The 21,299-nt window shown below is 71.5% G+C and carries 16 protein-coding genes and 1 pseudogene; 5 read left to right on the top strand and 12 right to left on the bottom strand.

The window, feature by feature from the left end:
* Nucleotides 1-174: 174 nt before the first annotated feature.
* From smc to SSP24_RS23080, 3 genes are all read right to left on the bottom strand, one after another.
* Nucleotides 175-3,774 carry a chromosome segregation protein SMC gene (gene smc / locus SSP24_RS23090; RefSeq protein WP_141311591.1) on the bottom strand — a complete coding sequence of 1,200 codons (3,600 nt, stop codon included), beginning with the start codon at nucleotides 3,772-3,774 and terminating at the stop codon, nucleotides 175-177.
* 224 nt (nucleotides 3,775-3,998) lie between these two features.
* Nucleotides 3,999-4,205 carry a hypothetical protein gene (locus tag SSP24_RS23085; RefSeq protein ID WP_053762838.1) on the bottom strand — a complete coding sequence of 69 codons (207 nt, stop codon included), beginning with the start codon at nucleotides 4,203-4,205 and terminating at the stop codon, nucleotides 3,999-4,001.
* Nucleotides 4,206-4,584: 379 nt separating this feature from the next.
* Nucleotides 4,585-4,866 (bottom strand): acylphosphatase, encoded by a 282-nt coding sequence (locus tag SSP24_RS23080; RefSeq protein ID WP_141311590.1) that lies wholly within the window; start codon nucleotides 4,864-4,866, stop codon nucleotides 4,585-4,587.
* A 160-nt stretch (nucleotides 4,867-5,026) separates the two neighbouring features.
* Here SSP24_RS23080 and SSP24_RS23075 point away from each other — a divergent pair, with 160 nt between their 5' ends.
* Together SSP24_RS23075 and SSP24_RS23070 are read left to right on the top strand one after the other, a co-directional pair.
* Nucleotides 5,027-6,175 (top strand): CAP domain-containing protein, encoded by a 1,149-nt coding sequence (locus SSP24_RS23075; protein WP_141311589.1) that lies wholly within the window; start codon nucleotides 5,027-5,029, stop codon nucleotides 6,173-6,175.
* Between the two features lie 84 nt (nucleotides 6,176-6,259).
* A complete protein-coding gene (locus SSP24_RS23070) occupies nucleotides 6,260-6,655 on the top strand; it encodes a winged helix-turn-helix transcriptional regulator (RefSeq protein ID WP_141311588.1) in 396 nt (131 codons plus the stop codon).
* On the opposite strand, the gene mutM is transcribed toward SSP24_RS23070, so the two are convergent.
* The 8 genes and pseudogenes from mutM to recG form a co-directional block, all read right to left on the bottom strand.
* Nucleotides 6,628-7,488, bottom strand: a complete 861-nt coding sequence (mutM, locus tag SSP24_RS23065; RefSeq protein WP_141311587.1) for a bifunctional DNA-formamidopyrimidine glycosylase/DNA-(apurinic or apyrimidinic site) lyase — start codon at nucleotides 7,486-7,488, stop codon at nucleotides 6,628-6,630. The two genes, SSP24_RS23070 and mutM, sit on opposite strands and share 28 nt — an antisense overlap.
* Nucleotides 7,489-7,595: 107 nt before the next feature.
* Nucleotides 7,596-8,468, bottom strand: a complete 873-nt coding sequence (gene rnc / locus SSP24_RS23060; protein WP_141311597.1) for a ribonuclease III — start codon at nucleotides 8,466-8,468, stop codon at nucleotides 7,596-7,598.
* A 19-nt stretch (nucleotides 8,469-8,487) separates the two neighbouring features.
* Nucleotides 8,488-8,661 carry a 50S ribosomal protein L32 gene (rpmF, locus tag SSP24_RS23055; RefSeq protein WP_003951102.1) on the bottom strand — a complete coding sequence of 58 codons (174 nt, stop codon included), beginning with the start codon at nucleotides 8,659-8,661 and terminating at the stop codon, nucleotides 8,488-8,490.
* A 2-nt stretch (nucleotides 8,662-8,663) separates the two neighbouring features.
* Complete coding sequence (locus SSP24_RS23050) at nucleotides 8,664-9,311, bottom strand: YceD family protein (protein ID WP_141311586.1); 648 nt, start codon at nucleotides 9,309-9,311, stop codon at nucleotides 8,664-8,666.
* Nucleotides 9,312-9,439: 128 nt separating this feature from the next.
* A complete protein-coding gene (locus SSP24_RS23045; protein WP_141311585.1) occupies nucleotides 9,440-10,495 on the bottom strand; it encodes a F0F1 ATP synthase subunit B in 1,056 nt (351 codons plus the stop codon).
* 72 nt (nucleotides 10,496-10,567) lie between these two features.
* The gene (gene coaD / locus SSP24_RS23040) at nucleotides 10,568-11,047 is read right to left on the bottom strand and encodes a pantetheine-phosphate adenylyltransferase (protein WP_218037099.1); all 480 of its coding nucleotides are present in this window, start codon (nucleotides 11,045-11,047) and stop codon (nucleotides 10,568-10,570) included.
* Nucleotides 11,048-11,073: 26 nt separating this feature from the next.
* Nucleotides 11,074-11,664, bottom strand: a pseudogene (rsmD, locus tag SSP24_RS23035) (16S rRNA (guanine(966)-N(2))-methyltransferase RsmD); the annotation flags it as partial.
* A 172-nt stretch (nucleotides 11,665-11,836) separates the two neighbouring features.
* Nucleotides 11,837-14,044: an ATP-dependent DNA helicase RecG gene (recG, locus tag SSP24_RS23030; protein WP_141311582.1), complete on the bottom strand. Its 2,208-nt coding sequence runs from the start codon at nucleotides 14,042-14,044 to the stop codon at nucleotides 11,837-11,839.
* A 188-nt stretch (nucleotides 14,045-14,232) separates the two neighbouring features.
* Here recG and SSP24_RS23025 point away from each other — a divergent pair, with 188 nt between their 5' ends.
* A complete protein-coding gene (locus tag SSP24_RS23025) occupies nucleotides 14,233-16,077 on the top strand; it encodes an HSP90 family protein (RefSeq protein ID WP_141311581.1) in 1,845 nt (614 codons plus the stop codon).
* Nucleotides 16,074-19,031 (top strand): tetratricopeptide repeat protein, encoded by a 2,958-nt coding sequence (locus SSP24_RS23020; RefSeq protein WP_141311580.1) that lies wholly within the window; start codon nucleotides 16,074-16,076, stop codon nucleotides 19,029-19,031. The genes SSP24_RS23025 and SSP24_RS23020 overlap by 4 nt, the downstream gene beginning before the upstream one ends.
* 16 nt (nucleotides 19,032-19,047) lie before the next feature.
* Here the strand turns inward: SSP24_RS23020 and fakA are convergent, their stop codons facing one another.
* Entirely contained in the window at nucleotides 19,048-20,805 is a 1,758-nt protein-coding gene (gene fakA, locus SSP24_RS23015; protein WP_141311596.1) for a DAK2 domain-containing protein, read from the bottom strand.
* 266 nt (nucleotides 20,806-21,071) lie between these two features.
* Here fakA and rpmB point away from each other — a divergent pair, with 266 nt between their 5' ends.
* A complete protein-coding gene (gene rpmB, locus SSP24_RS23010; protein ID WP_003993230.1) occupies nucleotides 21,072-21,257 on the top strand; it encodes a 50S ribosomal protein L28 in 186 nt (61 codons plus the stop codon).
* Nucleotides 21,258-21,299 lie beyond the last annotated feature (42 nt).

Below are 21,299 nucleotides of genomic sequence, written 5' to 3'. Positions count from 1 at the left end.
GCAGGTGGCGAACCTGAAGGTAAAAGCAACGTTGCAGAGACTATGCCTTCAAGTTTCGAAGTCAATAGGTTGATGTTAAGAATTTTGACCGTTGGTGCGTCGGTGTTGTGTTCACTACTTGAATGATCAGACCAGTTGAGCAGGTCGGAACAGGTGTGGCTCGCGAGCGTGCCCTCAGCGCAGCCGCTGGCTGATGACCTTCGACACACCGTCGCCCTGCATGGAGACGCCGTACAGCGCGTCGGCGACCTCCATGGTCCGCTTCTGGTGCGTGATGACGATGAGCTGCGAGGCCTCCTGCAGCTCCTGCATGATCCGGATCAGCCGCTGCAGGTTGGTGTCGTCGAGCGCGGCCTCGACCTCGTCCATCACGTAGAACGGGCTGGGCCGGGCCTTGAAGATGGACACGAGCAAGGCGACCGCGGTCAGCGAGCGTTCCCCGCCGGAGAGCAGGCTGAGCCGCTTCACCTTCTTACCCGGGGGCCGGGCCTCGACGTCCACACCCGTGGTGAGCATGTTGTCGGGGTCGGTCAGCACCAGCCGACCCTCGCCGCCCGGGAAGAGCCGGCTGAAGACGCCCTCGAACTCCCGGGCCGTGTCCCAGTAGGCCTCGGTGAACACCTGCTCGACCCGCTGGTCGACCTCCTTGACGACCTGGAGCAGATCGGCGCGGGTCTTCTTCAGGTCCTCCAGCTGCTCGCTGAGGAACTTGTGCCGTTCCTCCAGTGCCGCGAACTCCTCCAGGGCCAGCGGGTTCACCTTGCCGAGCTGCTGGTAGGCCCGCTCGGCCGACTTCAGCCGCTTCTCCTGCTCGGCCCGCCGATACGGCTTCGGCTGGTTGCGGGGGTGCTCGGGGTCCTCCGGCAGCTCCTCGCCCTCGGCGGGCAGGGAGGGCGGTACGAGCTGATGGGGGCCGTACTCCGTGATCAGCCCCGCCGGTTCGACGCCCAGCTCCTCCAGCGCCTTGGTCTCCAGCTGCTCGATCCGCAGCCGCTTCTCGGCGCCGAGCACCTCGCCGCGGTGCACGGAGTCGGTGAGCTTGTCGAGTTCGGCCTTGAGGTCACGGCCCTCGGTGCGGGCGGCGGCGAGTTCCTGCTCGCGGCGCGCCTTGGCGGCCTCGGCGGCGGTGCGCTCCTGCTCGGCGCGGGCGAGGGAGACCTCGACGTGCGTGAGCAGCTGGCGGGCGCCGGAGGCGACGGCTTCGGCGACGGCCGCCTCGTGTCTGAGGCGCGCCCGCCGCTGCTCGGCACGCGCGCGTGCCTCGCGCTCCGCTCGGGCGGCGCGGTCGAGGGAGTCGGCGCGGCCGGCGAGTCCCTTGACGCGTTCCTCGTGCGTACGAACCTGGAGGCGGGCCTCCATCTCCGTCTGACGCGCATTGGCGCCGTCGGCGGCGAGCCGGTCGCGTACGGAGGTGTCGGGCTCCTCCTCGAACGGCATCTCCTCGGCGACGGCGAGCCGTTCGGCGAGTTCCTCGACGTCCATCAGGGCCTTGTCGAGTGCCTCCTGCGCGCGTGCGGCTGCGGCGACGCTGCGGTCCGCCTCGCCGGCGGCGGCGCGGGCCTGGCCGGCGAGGCGGCCGAGCTGCTGTGCGACGGATGACTTCTCGCGGTCGGCGGCGCGGCGCCGCTCCCCCAGCTCCTCGACGAGCGCGGCGGCCTCCTTGCGCCGCTCACCGGCGGCCCGCTGCACCTCGGCGAGCTCTTCGCAGCGCACGGCCAGTTCTTCCAGCTCCGCTGCGGCCTCGTCCACCGATGCCTGCACCTCCAGCAGGCTCGGGGCTCCGGCGGAGCCGCCGTGGGCGAAGTGGGCGCCGAGGAGGTCGCCTTCGGCGGTTACGGCGGTGAGGTGCGGGTGCGTGTATACGAGGGCTTCGGCTGCCTCCAGGGTGTCGACCACGACGATGTCGTGCAGGAGGCGGTGTACCGCGGGGATGAGGTCTGGGGGGCCGTGGACGAAGTGCGCGGCGGGAGGTGCCGGTTCGGTGAGTCGGGCGTCTGCGGGTTCGTTGTGGCTGGTCGCGCAGTTCCCCGCGCCCCTGGGGGGCGTTGCAGCTGGCGCGCCTGAAAGGATCAACGCAGCCCTGCCGCCGTCCTGCTTGCGCAGCAGTCGGATGGCCTCTGCCGCCGAGGCGGGTGTCGTCACCGCAATCGCGTCCGCTGCCGCGCCGAAGGCCGCAGCCAGTGGGACCTCGTATCCGGGGGTCACCGACAGCAGCTCCGCCGCCGGGCCCAGGATTCCGGTGAGTCGGTCCCGCGCCCCAAGCAGTATTCCGGTGCCGTCCTTGCGGCGCAGGCCCATGGCGAGGGCGTCGTGGCGGGCCTGGGTCGCGGCGCGTTTGCGTTCGGCTGCCGTGGCCGCCTCGCGGGCCGCGGCGAGGGTGGACTCCGCCTCGGCCAGTTGCTGCTTGGCCGCCTCGTGCTGCTCGGCGAGTTCCGCGTCGCCGGCGTCGAGGCCGTCGACCTCGGCCTTGAGTGCCTCGTACTCCTCCTGCGCGGCGACGGCGCGCTCCTGTGCCTCGTCGCGGGCGGCGGCGAGGCGGTCGATCTCGGCCTGGGCGGAGGCCGCGCGCGAACGGGCCGCGCCGACCTGGCCGTTCAGCCGTGCCAGCCCCTCGCGGCGGTCGGCGATGGCGCGGGCCGCGTCCTTCAGACGGCGTTCCTCGGTCGCCAGCTCGCGCTCCAGTTCGGCGCGGTGGGCGACGGTGTCGTCCAGGGCACGCTGGGCCGCCTCCAGGGCGGCCTCCAGCTCGGCCTCCTGCTCGCGGATGCGGTGGGCCTCGCGCTCCATGTCCTCGGGGTCACGGCCACGCCGCTCCTCGGGCGGGGCGGAGGTCGCGCTCTTCACCCGGGCCTCGGCCAGCGAGATCGTGCCGCGCACCCGTTCGGCGAGCTGGGACAGCTCGTACCAGGTCTGCTGCGCCCGCTGCAGGCGCGGGGTGAGGCGGCGGACCTCGTCCTCAAGGAGCGCCTCCCGCTGGAGCGCCCTGCGCAGCTCCTGCTCGGCGGCCTCCTTGCGCTCCTTCAGCGCGGCCTCGTCGGCGACCTCGGCCTGGAGCGCCTCCCGCAGCCGTACGAGATCGTCGGCCAGCAGACGGAGGCGGGCGTCGCGCAGGTCGGCCTGGATGACGGCGGCCCTGCGCGCCACGGCGGCCTGGCGGCCCAGCGGCTTGAGCTGTCTGCGCAGCTCGTCGGTGAGGTCCTGGACGCGCGCGAGGTTGGCCTGCATCGCGTCCAGCTTCCTGAGCGCCTTCTCCTTGCGCTTGCGGTGCTTCAGGACGCCGGCGGCCTCCTCGATGAAGGCGCGACGGCCCATCGGGTCGGCGTGCAGGACGGAGTCGAGCTGGCCCTGGCCGACGATGACGTGCATCTCGCGGCCGATGCCGGAGTCGGACAGCAGCTCCTGGATGTCGAGCAGACGGCAGGTGTCACCGTTGATCTGGTACTCGCTGCCGCCGTTGCGGAACATGATCCGCGTGATGGTGACCTCGGCGTACTCGATGGGCAGCGCCCCGTCGGAGTTGTCGATGGTCAGCGACACCTCGGCGCGGCCGAGCGGTGGCCGTCCGGTGGTGCCGGCGAAGATGACGTCCTCCATCTTGCCGCCGCGCAGCGACTTGGCGCCCTGTTCGCCCATGACCCAGCTGAGCGCGTCCACGACGTTGGACTTGCCCGAGCCGTTCGGTCCGACGACACACGTGATGCCCGGCTCGAACCGGAGCGTGGTCGCCGAGGCGAACGACTTGAACCCGCGGAGGGTCAGGGCCTTGAGGTGCACGCCGCTGGACTCTACCTTCCGGGCGTGTCTCACTCCATGAACCCGCGGTTTCGCCCTTGAACGCGCAGGGCACACCAAACGTTAAAGACGCTGAAAGGATGCGCGGGGAAAGAAAGACCCGGGGGAAAGAAAGAAGGGACGCCGAAGCGTCCCTTGCAACTTCTGACAACTTAGCGGTTGATACGGGCAGCCCAACCACTGCGTGTCGTTGTGCGATGCAGTGATCAGGTGAGCGCAGGCTCCGCCTGGTGTGCGTCGACGCTCTCCATGATCCTGTCGTGGTGAGAAGCGGCAGCCGTCAGCGCGTCGTTCTCCGCCTGGATCCGTACGAGCTCGGATTCCAGGTCCTGTACGCGCTGCTGGAGCCGTCGCATCTCGGCGAGGAGTCGAGGGTCGGAGCCGCCGACGTAACCGAGAAGCGCCTTTGCCATGATGGATGGTCCTCCACACTGAGTGACCGACCGATGCGGTGTGGGTCGTGAGGGATTCGCACCCGCGGCCGCTTGGCACTGTGGAGTTGTGCTGGCGTTCATCCATGCCAAACAGCTAAGGTGCGCGGGGCTTTCAGCGTCTCACCAAAAAGTTTGACGGTCAACACGATCACGCCCTGTATCGGCGGGTAACCCGGCGGCGCGCGGCCGGAAACGGCGGCGCGGCGACTGACGCGGGACCCTCAGGGCGTGGCGATCATCCTTGCGTCTGGAGCCTGCCACGGCAAGCAGTTCTTGGCAATCACCTGCTTGTTTTCGTTCCGGGCAGCCGCCTGCGGCATGTCCTGGCCCGCCGCGAGGGCCACCTGGCCGCGTGATGTCAGCGGATGGCAAAACCGTCGTAGCCGCCGCGAGGTGTGTCCCAGATCTCGGTGACGCCGGCGACCTGCCCGGGCGTGTCGTCGCCCTGGAGCCAGTCCAGCAGCCCCTGACAGCCCTCGCGTGAACCCTCCGCGACCACCTGCACCCGGCCGTCGTCCAGATTGAGAGCAAAACCACTCAGGCCGCCGATCTCCAGGGCCTTGGCCCGCGTGTACCAGCGAAAACCCACACCTTGGACGCGTCCTCGCACCCAGGCGACCAGTCGCACATCCTCACTCATGGGTGCAACCTAACCGGCCAATGTCACTCGGGACACTTCCTCCCCCAGCGCCATGCGGTACCGTCCAGCCCCAATGAATCTCATATGAAACTCACTCGATCGTGTGAGTTTTGTTGATCAAAACGGACGAGTGGACCGCCAGGACGAGGAAGGCCATCACATGGGACGCCACCGACGCTCCGCCGCCGGCCGCGCCGCCACGGGCCGCGCCACGGGGGGCAACGAGACGCACGGCCCCGCCGTGGAGGGCCGCACCCCGCAGCACTCGCACCCGGGCGACCCCGCCGCGCCGGGCACCGCACCGTACCTGAACCCGGCGGCGTACGCCGAGGCGGTCTCGAAGAGCGACGCCTACCTCTTCGCCCCGGACGACGCCCGCGCCGGGGCGAGTGGCACGGACCCGTACGGCGACACCGTGACGTTCGCCGCGGCCGACGGCTTCGGGCCCGACGGCTCGGGCCCCGACGACGCCTCCCGGCGCGGCCGCTCGCGCCGCCGCAAGAAGAAGGGCATGACGCCCGTCCGTACCGGTCTGCTCGGGGTCTCGGCCGCGGTGGCGATAGGCACGGTCGCGGTCGCCACCGGCGTCCTGCCCGGCGGCGACACCTACACGCTCGGTGGGGGCGGCTCCGACAAGGTGCAGGCCGGCGACACGCCGACCAACACCGAGTCCCAGCAGGGCGGCACGTCCGGCACCGCCGAGGCGGGCAGCAGCAGCCCGTCGACCGGCCGCGACGCCCAGCGCTCCACTTCTGCCTCGCCGTCCCCCTCGACCCCCTCGGCCAAGCCCACCACCGAGGCGCCGGCCACCAAGGCCCCCTCCAAGAAGCCGACGACCACCCCGTCGTCGAAGAAGCCGACGCCGACTCCGTCCCGCACCCCCTCGAAGGTGCCGACGCAGCGGACCGCCCCGCCAGTGACGATCTCCCCGGAGATCGCCGCCGAGGCGGAGGTGCTCAAGCTCGTCAACGACGAGCGCGCCAAAGCCGGGTGCAGCCCGCTGGCCGCGAACAGCGCGCTCGCGGAGCTGGCCGGGAACTTCAGCGATGCCATGGCAGAGCAGGGCTTCTTCGACCACACCGACCCCAGCGGGCGCACCCCCTGGGACCGCGCGAAGGCGGCCGGCATAACCAACCTCGGCGGCGAGAACATAGCCCGGGGCCAGGCCGACGCGGCGGCCGTCATGGAGGCCTGGATGAACAGCCCCGGCCACCGGGCCAACATACTGAACTGCGACTTCAAGACGCTCGGCGTCGGTGTGCACTACGGGTCGGGTGGACCGTGGTGGACGCAGAACTTCGGGTACTAGAGAGCACTTCGGGTACTGGAGAGCACGCTTTCCATTCGTAAGCGCAACCTATCGGTCAGCGCTTTCCGCGCGTAGGCTTGAGGCATGACCGTCGAGCGCACACCGGAGCAGGACCTCCCGTACGACGTGTTCTCCAAGGCCTGTCCCTCCAGGGGCACGCTGGAGCACGTCACGGGCCGCTGGGGCGCGCTCGCACTGGGCGCCCTGCACGAGGGCTCCCTGCGCTTCAACGAGCTGCGCCGCCGGGTCGACGGGGTGAGCGAGAAGATGCTCTCCCAGACCCTGCACGCGCTGGAGCGCGACGGCCTGGTGCACCGCGAGGCCCAGCCCACCAACCCGCCCCGCGTGGACTACGAGCTGACGCCCCTCGGTCACGAGGTCGCCGAGCGCCTGCTGGCGCTCATCCATCACCTGGAGGGGCGGATGGACGAGGTCCTCGCCGCCCGGGAGCGCTACGACGAGATGCGCGGCGGACGCTGACACTTCGGGCAGTAGTAGCTGGACCGGTTCATCCACGGGCGCCGGCGTATCGCCGTGCCGCATCTCCGGCACGGCAGCCCTTCCCGTCCGTAGGCGTCGAGCGAGCGGTCGAAGTAGCCCGATCCGCCGTTGACGTTGACGTACAGGCTGTCCAAGCTCGTGCCGCCCACCGACAGGGCCGCGTTCAGTACGTCCCTGATGTGGCCGAGGAGTTCGAGCGTGCGGGGGCGGGTGAAGGTGGAGGTCGGGCGGTCGTAGTGCAGGCGGGCTCGCCAAAGGGCTTCGTCCGCGTAGATGTTGCCGACGCCGCTGATCAACGACTGGTCCAGCAGAGCGCGTTTGATGGTGCTGCGCTTGCGGCGCAGCGCCTGGTGGAACGCCTCGTCGTCGAACTGCGCGTCGAGGGGGTCGCGGGCGATGTGCGCGATGACGTCGGGCAGGCCGTCGGGGGTGGTGTCGTGCAACGACAGGCCGCCGAACGTGCGTTGGTCGACGAAGCGCAGCTCGGTGCCGAGGGCGTCGGCGAACCGGACGCGGATGCGCAGGTGCTTCTCGTCGGGCGCCGTGTGCGGCTGGACCAGGAGCTGGCCGCTCATGCCGAGGTGGGCCAGGATCGCCTGGCCGGTGTCCGCCAGCGGCAGCCACAGGTACTTGCCGCGCCGGCTCGGGGTGCCGAGGCGGTGGCCCTTCAGACGGTGCGCGAAGTCGTCGGCGCCGGCGAGGTGACGGCGTACGGCACGCGGGTGCAGCACCTCGACGTCGGCGACGGTCCGGTTTGCGACCCACTGCTCCAGTCCGCGCCGGACGACCTCCACCTCGGGCAACTCGGGCATCGCGCCTTCCCCTCCCCCAAACCGTCGTACGAGCCGAGCGCCCGCCCCGGGGCTGGGGCGGGCGCTCGGGTGTGCTGTTCTGTTCGCAGCGGAGGTCGCTACGGCGGTCAGCCCGACGCCGAGGGGGCGTCCGTGCTGTCGCCGTCCGCGGCGGTCCCGGCGGCCGGGGCCGCCTCGGTGGACGGCGCACCGTCCGCCAGCGGGACCGCGTTCACGGCCGCGGAGGCCTTGGCGCGTTCGTCCGCTGCCGCGCGGATGGACCGCCAGGCGGATTCCGCGGCCTGCTGCTCCGCCTCCTTCTTGCTGCGGCCGGTGCCGGTGCCGTACGAGACGCCTCCGACGCGGGCGGCAGCAGTGAAGGTCTTCTCATGGTCGGGGCCGGTCTCCGTGACCAGGTACTCGGGTACGCCGAGCCCTTCGGTCGCGGTGAGCTCCTGGAGGGACGTCTTCCAGTCCAGGCCGGCTCCGAGGTTGGAGGACTTCTCGATCAGCGGGTCGAACAGGCGGTGCACCAGCTCCGCCGCCGAGTCCAGCCCCTGGTCGAGATAGACCGCGCCGATCACCGCTTCCAGGGTGTCGGCGAGGATCGATGCCTTGTCCCGGCCGCCCGTGCCCTCTTCACCGCGGCCGAGCCGGATGAAGGAGCCGAGGTCGAGCGTCCGTCCCACGTCCGCCAGCGCACGCGAGTTCACCACCGCGGCCCGCAGCTTGGCCAGCTGGCCCTCGGGCAGGTCGGGGTGGGTTCGGTACAGCGTGTCGGTGACGACGAGACCGAGCACGGAGTCCCCGAGGAACTCCAGCCGCTCGTTCGTCGGCAGACCGCCGTTCTCGTACGCGTAGGAACGGTGGGTCAGCGCTCGCACCAGAAGGGCGGACTCGACCTTGTAGCCGAGCCGCCCTTCCAGAAGCGTGTGGGACGAGGCCTGGTTGTCCGGTCCACCCCCGCTCGCGCGGGAAGACTGCTTCTTCGGCGTGGACACAGTGCCTCTCACCAGCCGCTCAGACCTCGAGGACCTGGCGCTTGTTGTAGGTGCCGCACGACGGGCACGCGATGTGCTGCTGCTTGGGCTCGTGGCAGCGCTCGCACGCAACCAGGGTGGGGACCGCAGCCTTCCACTGCGACCGGCGGTGGCGCGTGTTGCTGCGCGACATCTTCCGCTTCGGAACAGCCACGGCTACTTCTCCTGCTTCTCGTCGACGCCCGCTTCGGCGCCGCTCTTGTCGTCCTTATCGCCGGGTTCGAGTGAATCGGCGAGTCCCTGCAGTGCCGCCCAACGGATGTCGACGGCGTCATGGTGGTGGTCCGGGTCGTCCGCGAGGCGTGCGCCGCACTCGGCACACAGTCCTGGGCAGTCTTCCTGGCACACCGGCTGCATCGGCAGTGCGAGCACCACCGCATCGCGCAGCAGAGGTTCGAGGTCGAACATGCCGTCCTCGAGGAAGAGCCTGTCCTCGTCGTCCTCGGCGTCGTCGCCGGGTTCCGCGTGGTGCACGCGGCCCCGATCATCGGCGTCAGGGTACGAGAACATCTCCTGGAAGTCCGCTTCGAGCTCCAGCTCGACCGGCTCCAGACACCTTACGCACTCCCCCTCGGCCTGTGCACGGGCGGTGCCTGTGACAAGGACACCTTCCATGACCGACTCCAGGCGGAGTTCGAGCTCCACCGGGGCGCCTTCCGGCACTCCGATGACGTCCTTCAGACCGAGGTCCTTCGGGGCGTCGACCGTGCGGGTCAGGCGCTGCAGCGCACCGGGCCGCCGCCCCAGCTCGTGTGTGTCGAACACGAGAGGGTTGCGGTGGTCGAGGCGGGCGTTCAGAGCCATTCCTGCTTTCGATCTTGTGAGCTCGGCGGACGCCGCCCTCGGTGTTCCCGGGCAGCGCTGATCACGGACGTACGCGCGACCGAAGAGCCAGGATACTGGACCTTTCGCTGACGGCCCAATCGGCGGCGTCAGCCGTTGCCGCGGCCCTGTTCGTACGCCCGCAGCTGCTCCGCGCTGATCATGCTGGTGTCGAAGAGGCTGGTCTCGTCGAGGGCCTGCGGCTGCTGCTGCGCGTAGTTCTGCTGGTGGGGATCGTAGGCGGGCTGCTGCGGGTACGCCGCGTAGGGGTCGGCCTGCTGGTAGCCGTACGGGTCCTGCTGGGCGTACTGCTGCTGGTAGCCGTAGGGGTCCTGCTGCGGCTGTTGCGGATGCTGCGCAGGCTGCTGCTGGTAGGCGTAGGCATTGGCGTCCTGGGTGGCGTACGACTGCTGGGCCGGGGCCGCCGGAGGCTGGGCGGGCTCGGCCGGGGTGTCGGCCATGGCGGCGAGGTCGGCGAGGTAGTCGGCGTCGCTGCTGTGCTGGACGGTGGTGGTGTCGAGGGAGCCGAGGTCGTCGGAGGCGATCCGGCCGTGCAGCTTCTGCCGCCCGCGGCCGACCGCCTCCAGGGTCTTGGCCAGGACCGCCTCGAACGCGCCGAGCTTGACGTCGACGTACTCGTCGGCCGTGCGGCGCAGCGTCTCCGGGTCGTGGCTGCGCTCGGGGGCGTCCTCGTCCTCGTACCCCTGCTCGTCGAGGCCGGGGCCGGTGCCGAGCAGCTTCTCGCGGCCGCGGCCGACGGAGCCGAGGGTCTTGGTGAGGACGACCTCGAAGTTGGCGAGCTTGGAGTCGACGTAGTCATCGGCCTCTGCGCGGATCTCCTCGGCCTCCTGGCGGGCCTCGGCGAGGATCCGGTCGGCCTCGGCCTGGGAGCGGCGGGCGACCTCGGTGTCGGAGATCAGCGAGCCGCGCTCGGCGTGCGCGCCCTGGATGATCCGCTCGGCCTCCTGGCGGGCCTGCTCGACCATCTGTTCTCGGCCGCCGATGAGCTCCTGGGCCTGGGCGAGGGAGTCGGGCAGCGCCGCGCGGACCTCTTCCAGCAGGGCAAGCAGGTCGGCGCGGTTGACCACGCACGAGGCCGACATGGGCATGCCCCGGGCACTGGAGACCGCCGCGACGATCTCGTCGAGCTTCTTCTGTACGTCCACCGGTTGCTCGCCACTCTCTACAGCTGTGTTGGAGACGGACGGGACGACTGTAGCCCGTTGAGGTGGAGCCGTTCAGGCTTGGCGCAGACGCTTGTTGAGAGCGTCCAGGACAGCAGGCGGCACCAGGTGGGAGACGTCGCCGCCCCACTGTGCGACCTCCTTGACCAGGGAGGACGACAGGAAGCTGTAGGTGGGGTTGGTGGGGACGAAGAGGGTCTCGACGCCGGTGAGGCCGTTGTTCATCTGGGCCATCTGCAGCTCGTAGTCGAAGTCGCTGACCGCGCGCAGGCCCTTGACGATGGCGGGGATGTCGCGCTGCTTGCAGAAGTCGACGAGCAGGCCGTGGAAGGACTCGACCCGGACGTTGCCGTACTCGGCGGTGACCTCGCGGATCAGGTCGATCCGCTCGTCGATCTCGAAGAGGCCCTTCTTGGACTTGTTGATCATCACCGCGACGTAGACCTCGTCGTAGAGGCGGGAGGCGCGGGCGATGATGTCCAGGTGTCCGTTGGTGATGGGGTCGAACGACCCGGGACAGACGGCTCGGCGCACTTGAGATCCCTCGCTCTCAGGTCCGGTCATGGTGCGTCTTCGCACGTGGAGGCGGCGCGACCGTACCAAAACGTTCCCTCGCCGTACCGGCGGGTACGGAGTGCCTCAAAGCCCTCCGGCCACCTGAATTCACCGCCTCTGGTGCTGCGCTCCACGGTGACGAGGGCTTCTGCGGCGAGCCACCCCTCCGTGCGGAGTGTGAGCAGAATCTCCCGAAGATCGTCGTCCGTGACGGCGTACGGCGGGTCGAGGAACACGAGGTCGTACGGCTCGCCCGGCGGTGGCGTGCGGATGATCTGTTCCGCTTTGCCCGACTTGACCTCGGCGCCGGGCAGGCCGAGGTTTCTGACGTTCTCGCGGATCGTGCGGGCGGCTCGGGCGTCGGCCTCGACCAGGAGGGTGTGGGCGGCGCCGCGCGAGAGGGCCTCCAGGCCGACGGCGCCGGAACCTGCGTAGAGGTCGAGCACGCGTTCGCCGTCCAGGGGGCCGCCGAGGAGGGATTGCCAGGTGGAGAAGAGGCCCTCGCGGGCGCGGTCTGAGGTGGGGCGCGTGCGGGATCCCTGCGGGACGGCCAGGCGGCGTCCGCCGGCTGCGCCGGCGATCACGCGGGTCATTTTGGGGTCCTTGGTCGTGGGTGCGGGCCGGTTACGGGTTCAGTTTGGCAGGCGGAGGGTGGGGGTGCCGATCGTCGTGGGTGCGAATTGTTGTGGGTGGCTGCGGGTTCGTCGTGGTTGTTCGCGCAGTTCCCCGCGCCCCTGGGGACGCTGCCCTGCCCGGCGACAACAAAGCTCAGCCCTTCTCCAGGTACTGCTCCCTCTCCTCGTCCAGCAAGGCGTCCAGCGCCGTGCGCAGGCCCGGCAGGGCCGTTAGCTCGGGGTCGGCTGCCACCACCGTCGTTGCCTCCTCGCGGGCCTCCGTGATGATTTCCTCGTCCTCGATGACGGCGAGGACGCGCAGGCTGGTGCGGGCGCCGGACTGGGCCTGGCCCAGGACGTCGCCCTCGCGGCGCTGTTCGAGGTCGATGCGGGAGAGTTCGAAGCCGTCGAGGGTGGCCGCCACCGCGTTCAGGCGCTGGCGGGCTGCACTGGCCTCGGGCATCTCGGTGACCAGCAGGCACAGTCCGGGCGCCGAGCCACGGCCGACGCGGCCGCGCAGCTGGTGGAGCTGGGAGACTCCGAAGCGGTCGGCGTCCATGATCACCATCACGGTGGCGTTCGGCACGTTCACGCCGACCTCGATGACCGTGGTGGCCACCAGAACGTCCGTCTCTCCGGCGGCGAACCGGCGCATGACGGCGTCCTTGTCGTCGGGCTGCATACGGCCGTGCAGGACCTCGACCTTGAGTCCCTGGAGTGGGCCGCCCGCGAGTTGGTCGGCCATGTCGAGGACGGCGAGCGGGGGGCGCTTCTCGGCCTCGTCCTCCGGGGACTTCTGCTTCTTCGATGCCTTGGGGTCGTCCTCCTCGTCGCCGATGCGGGGGCAGACCACGTATGCCTGATGACCCTGGGAGACCTCCTCGCGCACCCGCTCCCAGGTCCGGGCCAGGAAGTGCGGTTTGTCGGCGGCGGGGACGACATGGCTGGCGATCGGGGAGCGGCCGGCGGGGAGCTGGTCGAGGACCGAGGTCTCCAGGTCGCCGAAGACGGTCATGGCGACCGTGCGCGGGATCGGTGTGGCGGTCATGACCAGCAGATGGGGTGGCTGCTTGCCCTTGCCGCGCAGGGCGTCGCGCTGTTCGACGCCGAAGCGGTGCTGCTCGTCGACGACGACCAGGCCGAGGTCGTGGAACTGCACCCGGTCCTCGATCAGCGCGTGGGTGCCGATCACGATCCCGGCCTCGCCGGTGGCCAGGTCGAGCAGCGCCTGGCGGCGGGCGGCGGCGCCCATCGAGCCGGTGAGCAGCACGACTTTGGTGGCGTGCTCGGCGCCGCCGAGCATTCCCCCTTCGGCCAGCTCGCCCATCATCTCCACGACCGAGCGGTGGTGCTGCTGGGCGAGGACTTCGGTGGGCGCTAGCATCGCGGCCTGCCCGCCCGCGTCGACGACGGCGAGCATGGCGCGCAGGGCGACCAGGGTCTTGCCGGAGCCGACCTCGCCCTGGAGCAGCCGGTGCATGGGGTGCTCGGTGGCCAGGTCGGCGAAGATCTCCTCGGAGACCTTCTGCTGGCCCTCGGTGAGGGTGAACGGCAGCCGGTCGTCGAAGGCGGCGAGGAGGCCGTCCGGCCTGGGCCTGCGCGGCACCGCGGGGAGCTGGGCGTCGGCGTGCCGGCGGCGGGCGAGGGCGACCTGGAGGACGAAGGCCTCGTCCCACTTGAGGCGGTCGCGGGCACCGGCGATGTCCGCCTTGGTGTGCGGGCGGTGGATCTTCAGCAGGGCCTCGGGGAGGGAGACCAGGCCGCGGCCCTCGCGCAGGGAGTCCGGGAGGGGGTCCACGGCCTCCTGGGCGCTGGGCAGGACGGTTTGAACGGCCTTGCCGATCTTCCAGGACTCCAGCTTGGCGGTGGCCGGGTAGATCGGGATGAGGGCGCCCGCCCAGGTGTCGATCGCCTCCTCGGCGTCGCCCTTCAGCAACTCGTACGCCGGATGTGCCAGTTGCAGCCGGCGGTTGAAGACGGAGACCTTGCCCGCGAACATCGCACGCGTGCCCGGCAGCAGTTCCTTGTGGGGTTTGTGCACGCCGTGGCCGAAGAAGACCAGTTGGAGCCGGCCGCTGCCGTCGGTGATCGTCACCTCCAGGCGCTGGCCCTTGCCGCGGGGCGCCTTGGCGGAGGCGAAGGTGTGCAGGCGGGCGTCGGCGACCTGGGCGACCACCGTGACGTGCTCGTCCAGGGGGAGGTCGGCGAGGTGGGTGAGCTGGCCCCGCTCCTCGTATCTGCGCGGGTAGTGGTGCAGCAGGTCGCCGACGGTGTGCAGGCCGAGATGCTCGGCCATCACCTTCGCGGTGGCGGGGCCGAGCACCTTCTTGAGTGGTTCGTCCAGTGCGGGCACGAGATCCATTGCACACCACGGCACTGACAATGGCGCAGACGTCCCGGCGGCAGATCCGTATACGTCTCCGAAGCCCCTGGTCAGACGGCTGGTTCGAGCTCTAGGATGGCGCGCTCCGGCCATCCTTTCGCGGTCACCGCCTCACCGGGACCGCCCGACCCCGCGCCGACGCGCTTCCCCCCACCGGCGCTGTGACGATGGACTCCCAGATCTCAGCGGCATCACAGGCATCCTCCGCACCTCATACGTTCCAGGTCGACCTGCGTGGCTTGGTGGACCTGCTCTCCCATCACCTCTACTCCAGCCCCAAGGTCTACCTGCGCGAGCTGCTGCAGAACGCGGTCGACGCCATCACCGCCCGCCGGGCCGAGCAGCCCGAGGCCCCCGCGCGGGTGCGGCTGTACGCCGAGCAGGGCGGCCTGCGGGTGGAGGACTCCGGCGTCGGGCTCACCGAGTCCGATGTGCACAACCTGCTGGCCACCATCGGGCGCAGCTCCAAGCGGGCCGACGGCCTCCAGGAGGCGCGCTCGGAGTTCCTCGGGCAGTTCGGCATCGGGCTGCTGGCCTGTTTCGTGGTGGCCGAGCGGATCCGGGTCGTCAGCCGCAGCGCCCGTACGCCGGGTGCCCGGCCCGTGGAGTGGACGGCGACGGACGACGGCTCGTACACCGTACGGACCCTGCCGGACGCGGCCCGGCCCGAACCGGGGACCACCGTGTATCTTCAGGCGCGGGCGGATGCCGGTGAGTGGCTCACCGAGGAGCGGGTGCTCGCGCTGGCGCGGGACTTCGGCTCGCTGCTGCCGTACGACGTGCGGGTGGGCGACGAGGAGGTCACCGACCTGCCGGCGCCCTGGGACCGGCCCTACCCGTCCCCCGCCACCCGGCGGGTGGCTCTGGCCCGGCACTGCCATGAGCTGTTCGGCTTCACCCCGCTGGACTCGATCGAGCTGAACGTGCCGCTCGCGGGGATCCGCGGGGTGGCGTACGTCCTGCCCTCCGCGGTCAGCCCGGCGCAGCGCGCGCGGCACCGCGTCCACCTCAAGGGCATGCTGCTGACCGAGCGTGCCGAACAGCTGCTGCCCGACTGGGCGTTCTTCGTGCGCTGTGTTCTCGACACCGACAGTCTGCGGCCCACGGCGTCGCGCGAGTCGCTGTACGAGGACGAGACCCTGGCCGCCGTACGGGAGGCGCTGGGCGAAAGGATTCGGTCCTGGCTCACCGGTCTCGCGGCCGGTGACCCGGAGCGGCTGGCGGCGTTCCTGTCGGTGCACCACCTGGGTGTGAAGTCCCTGGCGCGGCACGACAAGGAGATGCTGCGCACGATGCTGCCGTGGCTGCCGTTCGAGACGACGGACGGGCAGCTGTCCCTGGAGGAGTTCGCACTGCGCCACCAGGTGGTGCACTTCACGCGCACGGTCGAGGAGTACCGGCAGGTCGCCCCGATCGCGTCCGCGCAGGGCATCGGCGTCGTCAACGGCGGCTACACGTACGACAGCGAGCTGGTCGAGGCCCTGCCGTCGGTGCGGGCGGGCACGGTCGTCGCCGAGCTCGACGCGGACACCGTGACCGCCCATCTGGACGCCGTGGACCCGGCCGAGGAACTGGCCCTGACGGGCTTCCTGGCGGCCGCGCGGGCCACGCTGGACCCGCTGGGCTGCGATGTGGCCCTGCGGGCCTTCCACCCGCTGTCCGTGCCCGCGCTGCACCTGGACGACCGGGCGGCCCGGCACGAGCAGGCCCGGGCGGCCGCCGAGGAGGAGGCCGACGACCTGTGGGCGGGCATCCTGGGCTCGCTGCGCGGCAGCGCCCCCCGCGCGCGTCTGGTGCTCAACCACCTCAACCCGCTGATTCGCAGGATCAGTTCGCTGAACGATCCGGAACTCATCGGCACCGCAACGGAGTCGCTGTACGGCCAGGCCCTGCTGATGGCGCAGCGTCCGCTGCGGCCCGCCGACTCCGCCCTGCTCAACCGGGCGTTCATCGGCCTGCTCGAATGGGCCACACACAGCGACTCCGACTCCCCGGGGGACGGTCACCGATGAGTGAGATCACGGACTTCGACGCGCTGCGCCGGGCGATGGCGGAGAACTCCGAGCAGCCGGAGGGGCCCGCACGCAACGCGCGCGCGGAGCAGTTGCTCGTTCAGGCCGAACGGCTGAACATCCCGCTCGCCGTGATCGAGGCGCTCGGACACCAGCTGAAGGTCTACAACTACAGCTCCGAGAAGGACAAGATGTTCGTCCCGTTCGCGCGCCTGCTGCGCATGTGGGACGAGCACCCCGAGGACTTCGACGAGTACGAGACGCACTCGCTGCACTGGGTCTTCAAATGGATGTCGTCCGGGATGCTCGACCAGCCGCACATCCCGCTGGCCTCGATCGAGAAGTGGCTCGGCGAGATGGAGCACCGCTACCGCCTCGCCGGGCACTCCGAACGGGCGGTGCGCAGCGCGGAGTTCAGCGTGGCCGCGCACATCGGGGACGTGGACCGCGCGGAGCGGGCGTACGCGGCGTGGCTGGCGGCGGACCGGGACAGCATGGCCGACTGTCACGCGTGCGAACTGGACGGGCAGGGCTGGTGGCAGGCGGAGCGCGGCCGGGACGCGGAGGCCCTTGAGCTGTGGGCGCCGGTGCTGAGCGGCGAGTTCACATGCGCCCACGAGCCGCATGCCGTCCTGGCGTCCTCCCTGGTGCCCCTGCTGCGGCTGGGCCGTCTCGACGAGGCGCGCGCCCACCATCTGCGGGGCTTCCGGCTGGTGCGGGCCATGGAGAGCATGCGCGGCGCCTACGCGGACCACGTCGAGTTCTGCGCGCTGACCGGCAACGAGGCGCGCGGCCTGGAGCTGCTGGCGGAGCGGCCGGCGTACTTCACGGACACCGGACACCCGCGCAGCCGGATGAACTTCATGAGCGTGGTGACCCTGCTCATGGACCGGCTGACCGAGCTGGGCCTCGGCGACCAGCAGGTGCCGGGCCCGGCGGGCCGGTCATGGACCGCGCGCGAACTCGCCGCCCACGCGCGTGGGGAGGCCCTCGCCCTGGCGGCGCGGTTCGACCGGCGCAATGGCACACCGCACATCAGCGAGCGGGTACGCAGGCGTATGGGCCAGCGTCCGCTGGTGGAGCGGCTCGCCCTGGGGGTGCGCTCGGAGCGGCTCGCGCACCCCGTGCGTCCGGTCGCCCCGGCCCCGGTGATGCCGGCGTCCGCCGCGACCGGGGACGAGCCGGACCTGGCCGCGCTGCTGGCCGAGGCGCGGCGGCTGTCGGACACCCTGCAGCCGAACGCCGTCGAGGCCTGGGCGGCCGTAGCGCGGGCCGCGGAGGGCACCGATCTGGACGCCCGTGACCGGGCGGAGATCGCCGACCACGAGGCGATGGACCTGGGCCCCGAGGGCGCCGAGCTGTTCGAACGGGCGGCCGAGTTGTACGCCGAGGCGGGCGACCCGGGCGAGGCCCTGGCGGCACGCGCGCGTGCGGCGTACGTCCGCGCCCTCGCCGGTCAGGTCGACGAGGCCGTCGAGGCGGTCGCCGGGCCCTACGACGAGGTCCTCGCCCTCTACGCCGAGGACGGCACCGGCGTACGGCAGACCGCGTCCGTGCTGATGGGGCGGGCGCGGATCCTGATGCGGCTGGTGCACGAGGCCGACGACGCCACCGGGGGCGGCGCCTCGCAGGAGACCGTCCTGGCGCAGGCCGAGGGCGCCGCGCGGGAGGTGCTGGCGCTCGTCGACGGGCACACCGGGGACGATGTGCGGCTCGCCTCACGGGCGGCCGAGGCGCGGGCGATGCTCGCCGAGCTGGCCGTGCACCACGGGGACGTAGAGAAGGCCGCCGACCTGTTCGCAGGGGCCTCGGCGGCGTATGTCGACGCGGGGCTGCCGTGGTTCGCGGTGGAGTACGAGGCCCGGCTGGCCGGCCTCGCCCAGCACCTCGGGGACACGGCGGAGGCCGAGCGGGCGCTGAAGGCGGCTCTGGAGCACGGCGGACCGCACCTGGAGGCCACCGGACGGGCCCAGCTGCACCTTCAGCTGGCCGAGGTGCTCGGGGGCCGGGGACAGTCCGCGGAGGCCGCCGAGCACGCCCTGGACGCGGCGCACTGGGCCGACGAGGCGGGCGAGGGGCCGACCTTCGGCGCCTGGGCGCGGCACCTGCTCGGCGGGTTCCTGCTGCGGCAGGGGCGGTGGGCCGAGGCGGCGGAGGTGCTGGAGTCGGCGCTGCTCGACCTGAGCGCCGAGACGCACGGCGACGGCGCGATCGTCCAGACCCAGTGGTGGCTCGGCGACTGCCTCAGCCGGCTCGGGGAGCACCGGGCGTCCGCCGAACGCCGGTTGCAGGCCGCCGAGATCGCCCGGCACTGGCCCGAGCAGCACGACCACGCCACCCTCGCCCACCTCGCCGCCGAGTCCCTGGATCAGGCCGGGCTGCCCACCGAGGCGGACCAGGCCTACGCGCGCGCGGGCGAGCTGTGGCGCTCCCTGGGCAACGTCCACGGCCTCGTCCGCTCCCAGCGCGCCCGCGCGTGGCTCGCCCTGCGCTCGGACGACGGCGCGGAGCCGGCACGGGAGTTGATGGCGGCCGCCGTCCACGAGTGCGTCAGCGCCCTGAGCACGGCGGCCGACGAGGAGTCGCGGCAGCGGCTCACCGCCGAACTCGGGCATACCCACCGGCAGTTCGGCGACCTGCTCGCCCGGTCGTCCGCCGAGGACGCCGAGGACGGCTCGATCCGGGCCACGTTCGAGGAGGCCCTGACCGAAGTGGAGGAGGCCGTCTCGGTGTTCGCCTCCCTCGGTGCCGACGCCCGGCACGCCCGCACCGGCGCCGAACTCGCCGCGGGCTGGCTGGCGGCCGACCTGGGCCGCAGCGCCGAGGCGGCGGCACGCGCGCGTGCGGTACTGGAGGCGTACGCCGACGCCACCGAGGACGACGAGGCGGCGCAGGAACGGCGGGCGGAGGCGGAGCAGATGCTGCGGGTGGTGCGGGAACCGGAGGATTGTTGAACAACGGCCCCGGCGCCTACTCCACCCCGATCAGCAACAACGCCCCCTGCCGCCCACCCCGGTACACCACCGTGTCGACGGCGAGATAACCCTCCCGCACCCGCGCCTCCAAGTGCTCGGCGACGGACTCCGGGGCCTCGTCGCCGAGGACCAGGGTCACCAGCTCCCCACCGGCCGCGAGCATCCGGTCCAGCACGGTCGCGGCGATGGTCGTGACGTCGGCCCCGATCACGGCCACGTCCCCGTCGATGAGCCCCAGGACGTCACCGGCCTGGCAGATCCCGGCCATGGTCCAGGCCTGGCGTTCCGCGACGGCGACCTCGCCGTACCGGGTCGCGCCCGCCGCTGCGGTCATGGACACGACGTCCTCGTCGAAGCGGCGCTCCGGCTCGTGCACCGCGAGCGCCGCGATGCCCTGGACCGCGGAGCGGGTGGGGATCAGGGACACGCGGATGCCCTCCGCGCGGACCTGGTCGACCGCCGCGGCGGCGGTGTGGCGCAGCTCGGGATCGTTGGGCAGCAGCACGACCTCGCGCGCGTGGGCCCGCCGCACGGCCTCGACGAGCTCCCCGCTGGCGGGCGGCTCCCCGGGACGCGCGAGCACGGTCGTGGCGCCTGCCTCGGTGTACAGCCGGGCCAGCCCCTCGCCGGGCACGACGGCCACCACGGCCCGCTGGACGCGTTCCCGAGGGCGCCCCTCCCCTCGTACCGTGTGCACATCGCCGGCACCGAAGTGCGTGATCCTGATCCGGTACGGCCGCCCGGCCTCCACGCCCGCCTCCACGGCGGCGCCGGCGTCGTCCACGTGCACATGGACGTTCCACAGCCCGTCACCGCCGACCACGACGAGCGAGTCCCCGAGGGCGTCGAGCCGCTCCCGCAGCCGTGCCACGGCGAGGTCGTCGGCCTCCAGCAGGTAGATCACCTCGTACGCCGGACCGCCGTCCTCGGCGCCGTCCACGCAGTCCGTCGCTCCCGCGACGCCCTGGCTGCCGTGAGACACCTCCTCGGCGCCGTCCGCGCACTCCGTCGCGCCCGCGACGCCCTGGGTCCCCTGAGACGCCTCCACGCGCGCGTGCCGTGCGTCGGCCGCCACTGCCACCCTCCCCGGCACCTCCCCGGTGAACGTCTCCACCAGGGCCGCCAGCACCGCCACCAGCCCCCGCCCCCCGGCGTCCACCACCCCGGCACGCTCCAGCACGGCCAGCTGCCCCGGGGTCGCGGCGAGAGCCGCACGCGCCCCGTTGTAGGCGGCCCGCGCGACCGTCCCGCAGTCGCCGTCCGCTCCCCCGGCCGCGTCGGCGGCGGCGGAGGCGACCGACAGGACCGTGCCCTCCACGGGGTGCGCCACGGCCTGGCGGGCGGCGTCGGCCGCGCGGCGCAGCGCGAGCCGCAGGCCCTGTCCGTCGGTGTGAGCGTTCTCACCGTCGGCCGCGAGCACCTGCGCCATACCGCGCAGCAGCTGCGCGAGGATCGTCCCGGAGTTGCCCCGCGCCCCGATCAGCGCCCCGTGGGCCATCGCCCGCGCGGCCTCGGCCAGCGAGGGACGCCCGGGGCTGGACGCCTCGACCTCGTGGGCGGCGAAGACCGCCTCGACCGCGGCCACGGCCGACTCGACGGTCAGATACAGGTTCGTGCCGGTGTCCCCGTCCGCGACCGGGTACACGTTGATCGCGTCGATCTCCTCACGCGCGCGTCCGAGCGCCTCCAGCGCGAGACCGCACCAGGTGCGCACCGCGAGAGCATCGAAGAATGTCTGCGGCACCTGCGCCACCTGCGCCTCCTTGGACTGCTGGACGTCGGACGCAGCGTAGCCCCGGGGCCGGTGCCCACCGGAAGAGGGCGGGGCGGGCCCCTGAGCAGCCATGGTAATTTCGTTGTACGGACGCAGCCGTTGTATGCTGCTCCGGTTGCCCGATCTGATCGGGCCATTCCCCTGGCAACGCCACTCAGATCTCGGATCGCTCGCAAGAGCATAAGATCTCGATCCCGGCATGCCGGGATCAACCGTAAGTGCATCTGAAGTCTTTGGAGTGACCCGTGGCTGCCAACTGCGACGTCTGCGGCAAGGGGCCGGGCTTCGGCAACAACATCTCGCACTCGCACCGCCGTACGTCCCGCCGCTGGAACCCGAACATCCAGCGTGTGCGTACCGTGGTCGGCGGGACGCCGAAGCGCGTGAACGCTTGCACCTCGTGCATCAAGGCCGGCAAGGTCTCGCGCTGACGCACAGCTAAGCGCGCGGCCACTGCTGGTTCGCTGCATGAG

The organism is Streptomyces spinoverrucosus (assembly GCF_006539505.1).
Classification (GTDB): domain Bacteria; phylum Actinomycetota; class Actinomycetes; order Streptomycetales; family Streptomycetaceae; genus Streptomyces; species Streptomyces spinoverrucosus.
The sequence above is the reverse complement of the archived record's forward strand: the minus strand, read 5'-3'. Positions and strand labels throughout refer to the sequence as shown.

Bases quoted from the DNA above. Each gene is read 5' to 3' on its own strand.
- SSP24_RS23085 (WP_053762838.1), bottom strand. From the start codon at position 4,205: ATGGCAAAGGCGCTTCTCGGTTACGTCGGCGGCTCCGACCCTCGACTC.
- SSP24_RS23080 (WP_141311590.1), bottom strand. From the start codon at position 4,866: ATGAGTGAGGATGTGCGACTGGTCGCCTGGGTGCGAGGACGCGTCCAA.
- SSP24_RS23075 (WP_141311589.1), top strand. From the start codon at position 5,027: ATGGGACGCCACCGACGCTCCGCCGCCGGCCGCGCCGCCACGGGCCGC.
- SSP24_RS23070 (WP_141311588.1), top strand. From the start codon at position 6,260: ATGACCGTCGAGCGCACACCGGAGCAGGACCTCCCGTACGACGTGTTC.
- mutM (WP_141311587.1), bottom strand. From the start codon at position 7,488: ATGCCCGAGTTGCCCGAGGTGGAGGTCGTCCGGCGCGGACTGGAGCAG.
- SSP24_RS23050 (WP_141311586.1), bottom strand. From the start codon at position 9,311: ATGGCTCTGAACGCCCGCCTCGACCACCGCAACCCTCTCGTGTTCGAC.
- recG (WP_141311582.1), bottom strand. From the start codon at position 14,044: ATGGATCTCGTGCCCGCACTGGACGAACCACTCAAGAAGGTGCTCGGC.
- SSP24_RS23025 (WP_141311581.1), top strand. From the start codon at position 14,233: ATGGACTCCCAGATCTCAGCGGCATCACAGGCATCCTCCGCACCTCAT.
- SSP24_RS23020 (WP_141311580.1), top strand. From the start codon at position 16,074: ATGAGTGAGATCACGGACTTCGACGCGCTGCGCCGGGCGATGGCGGAG.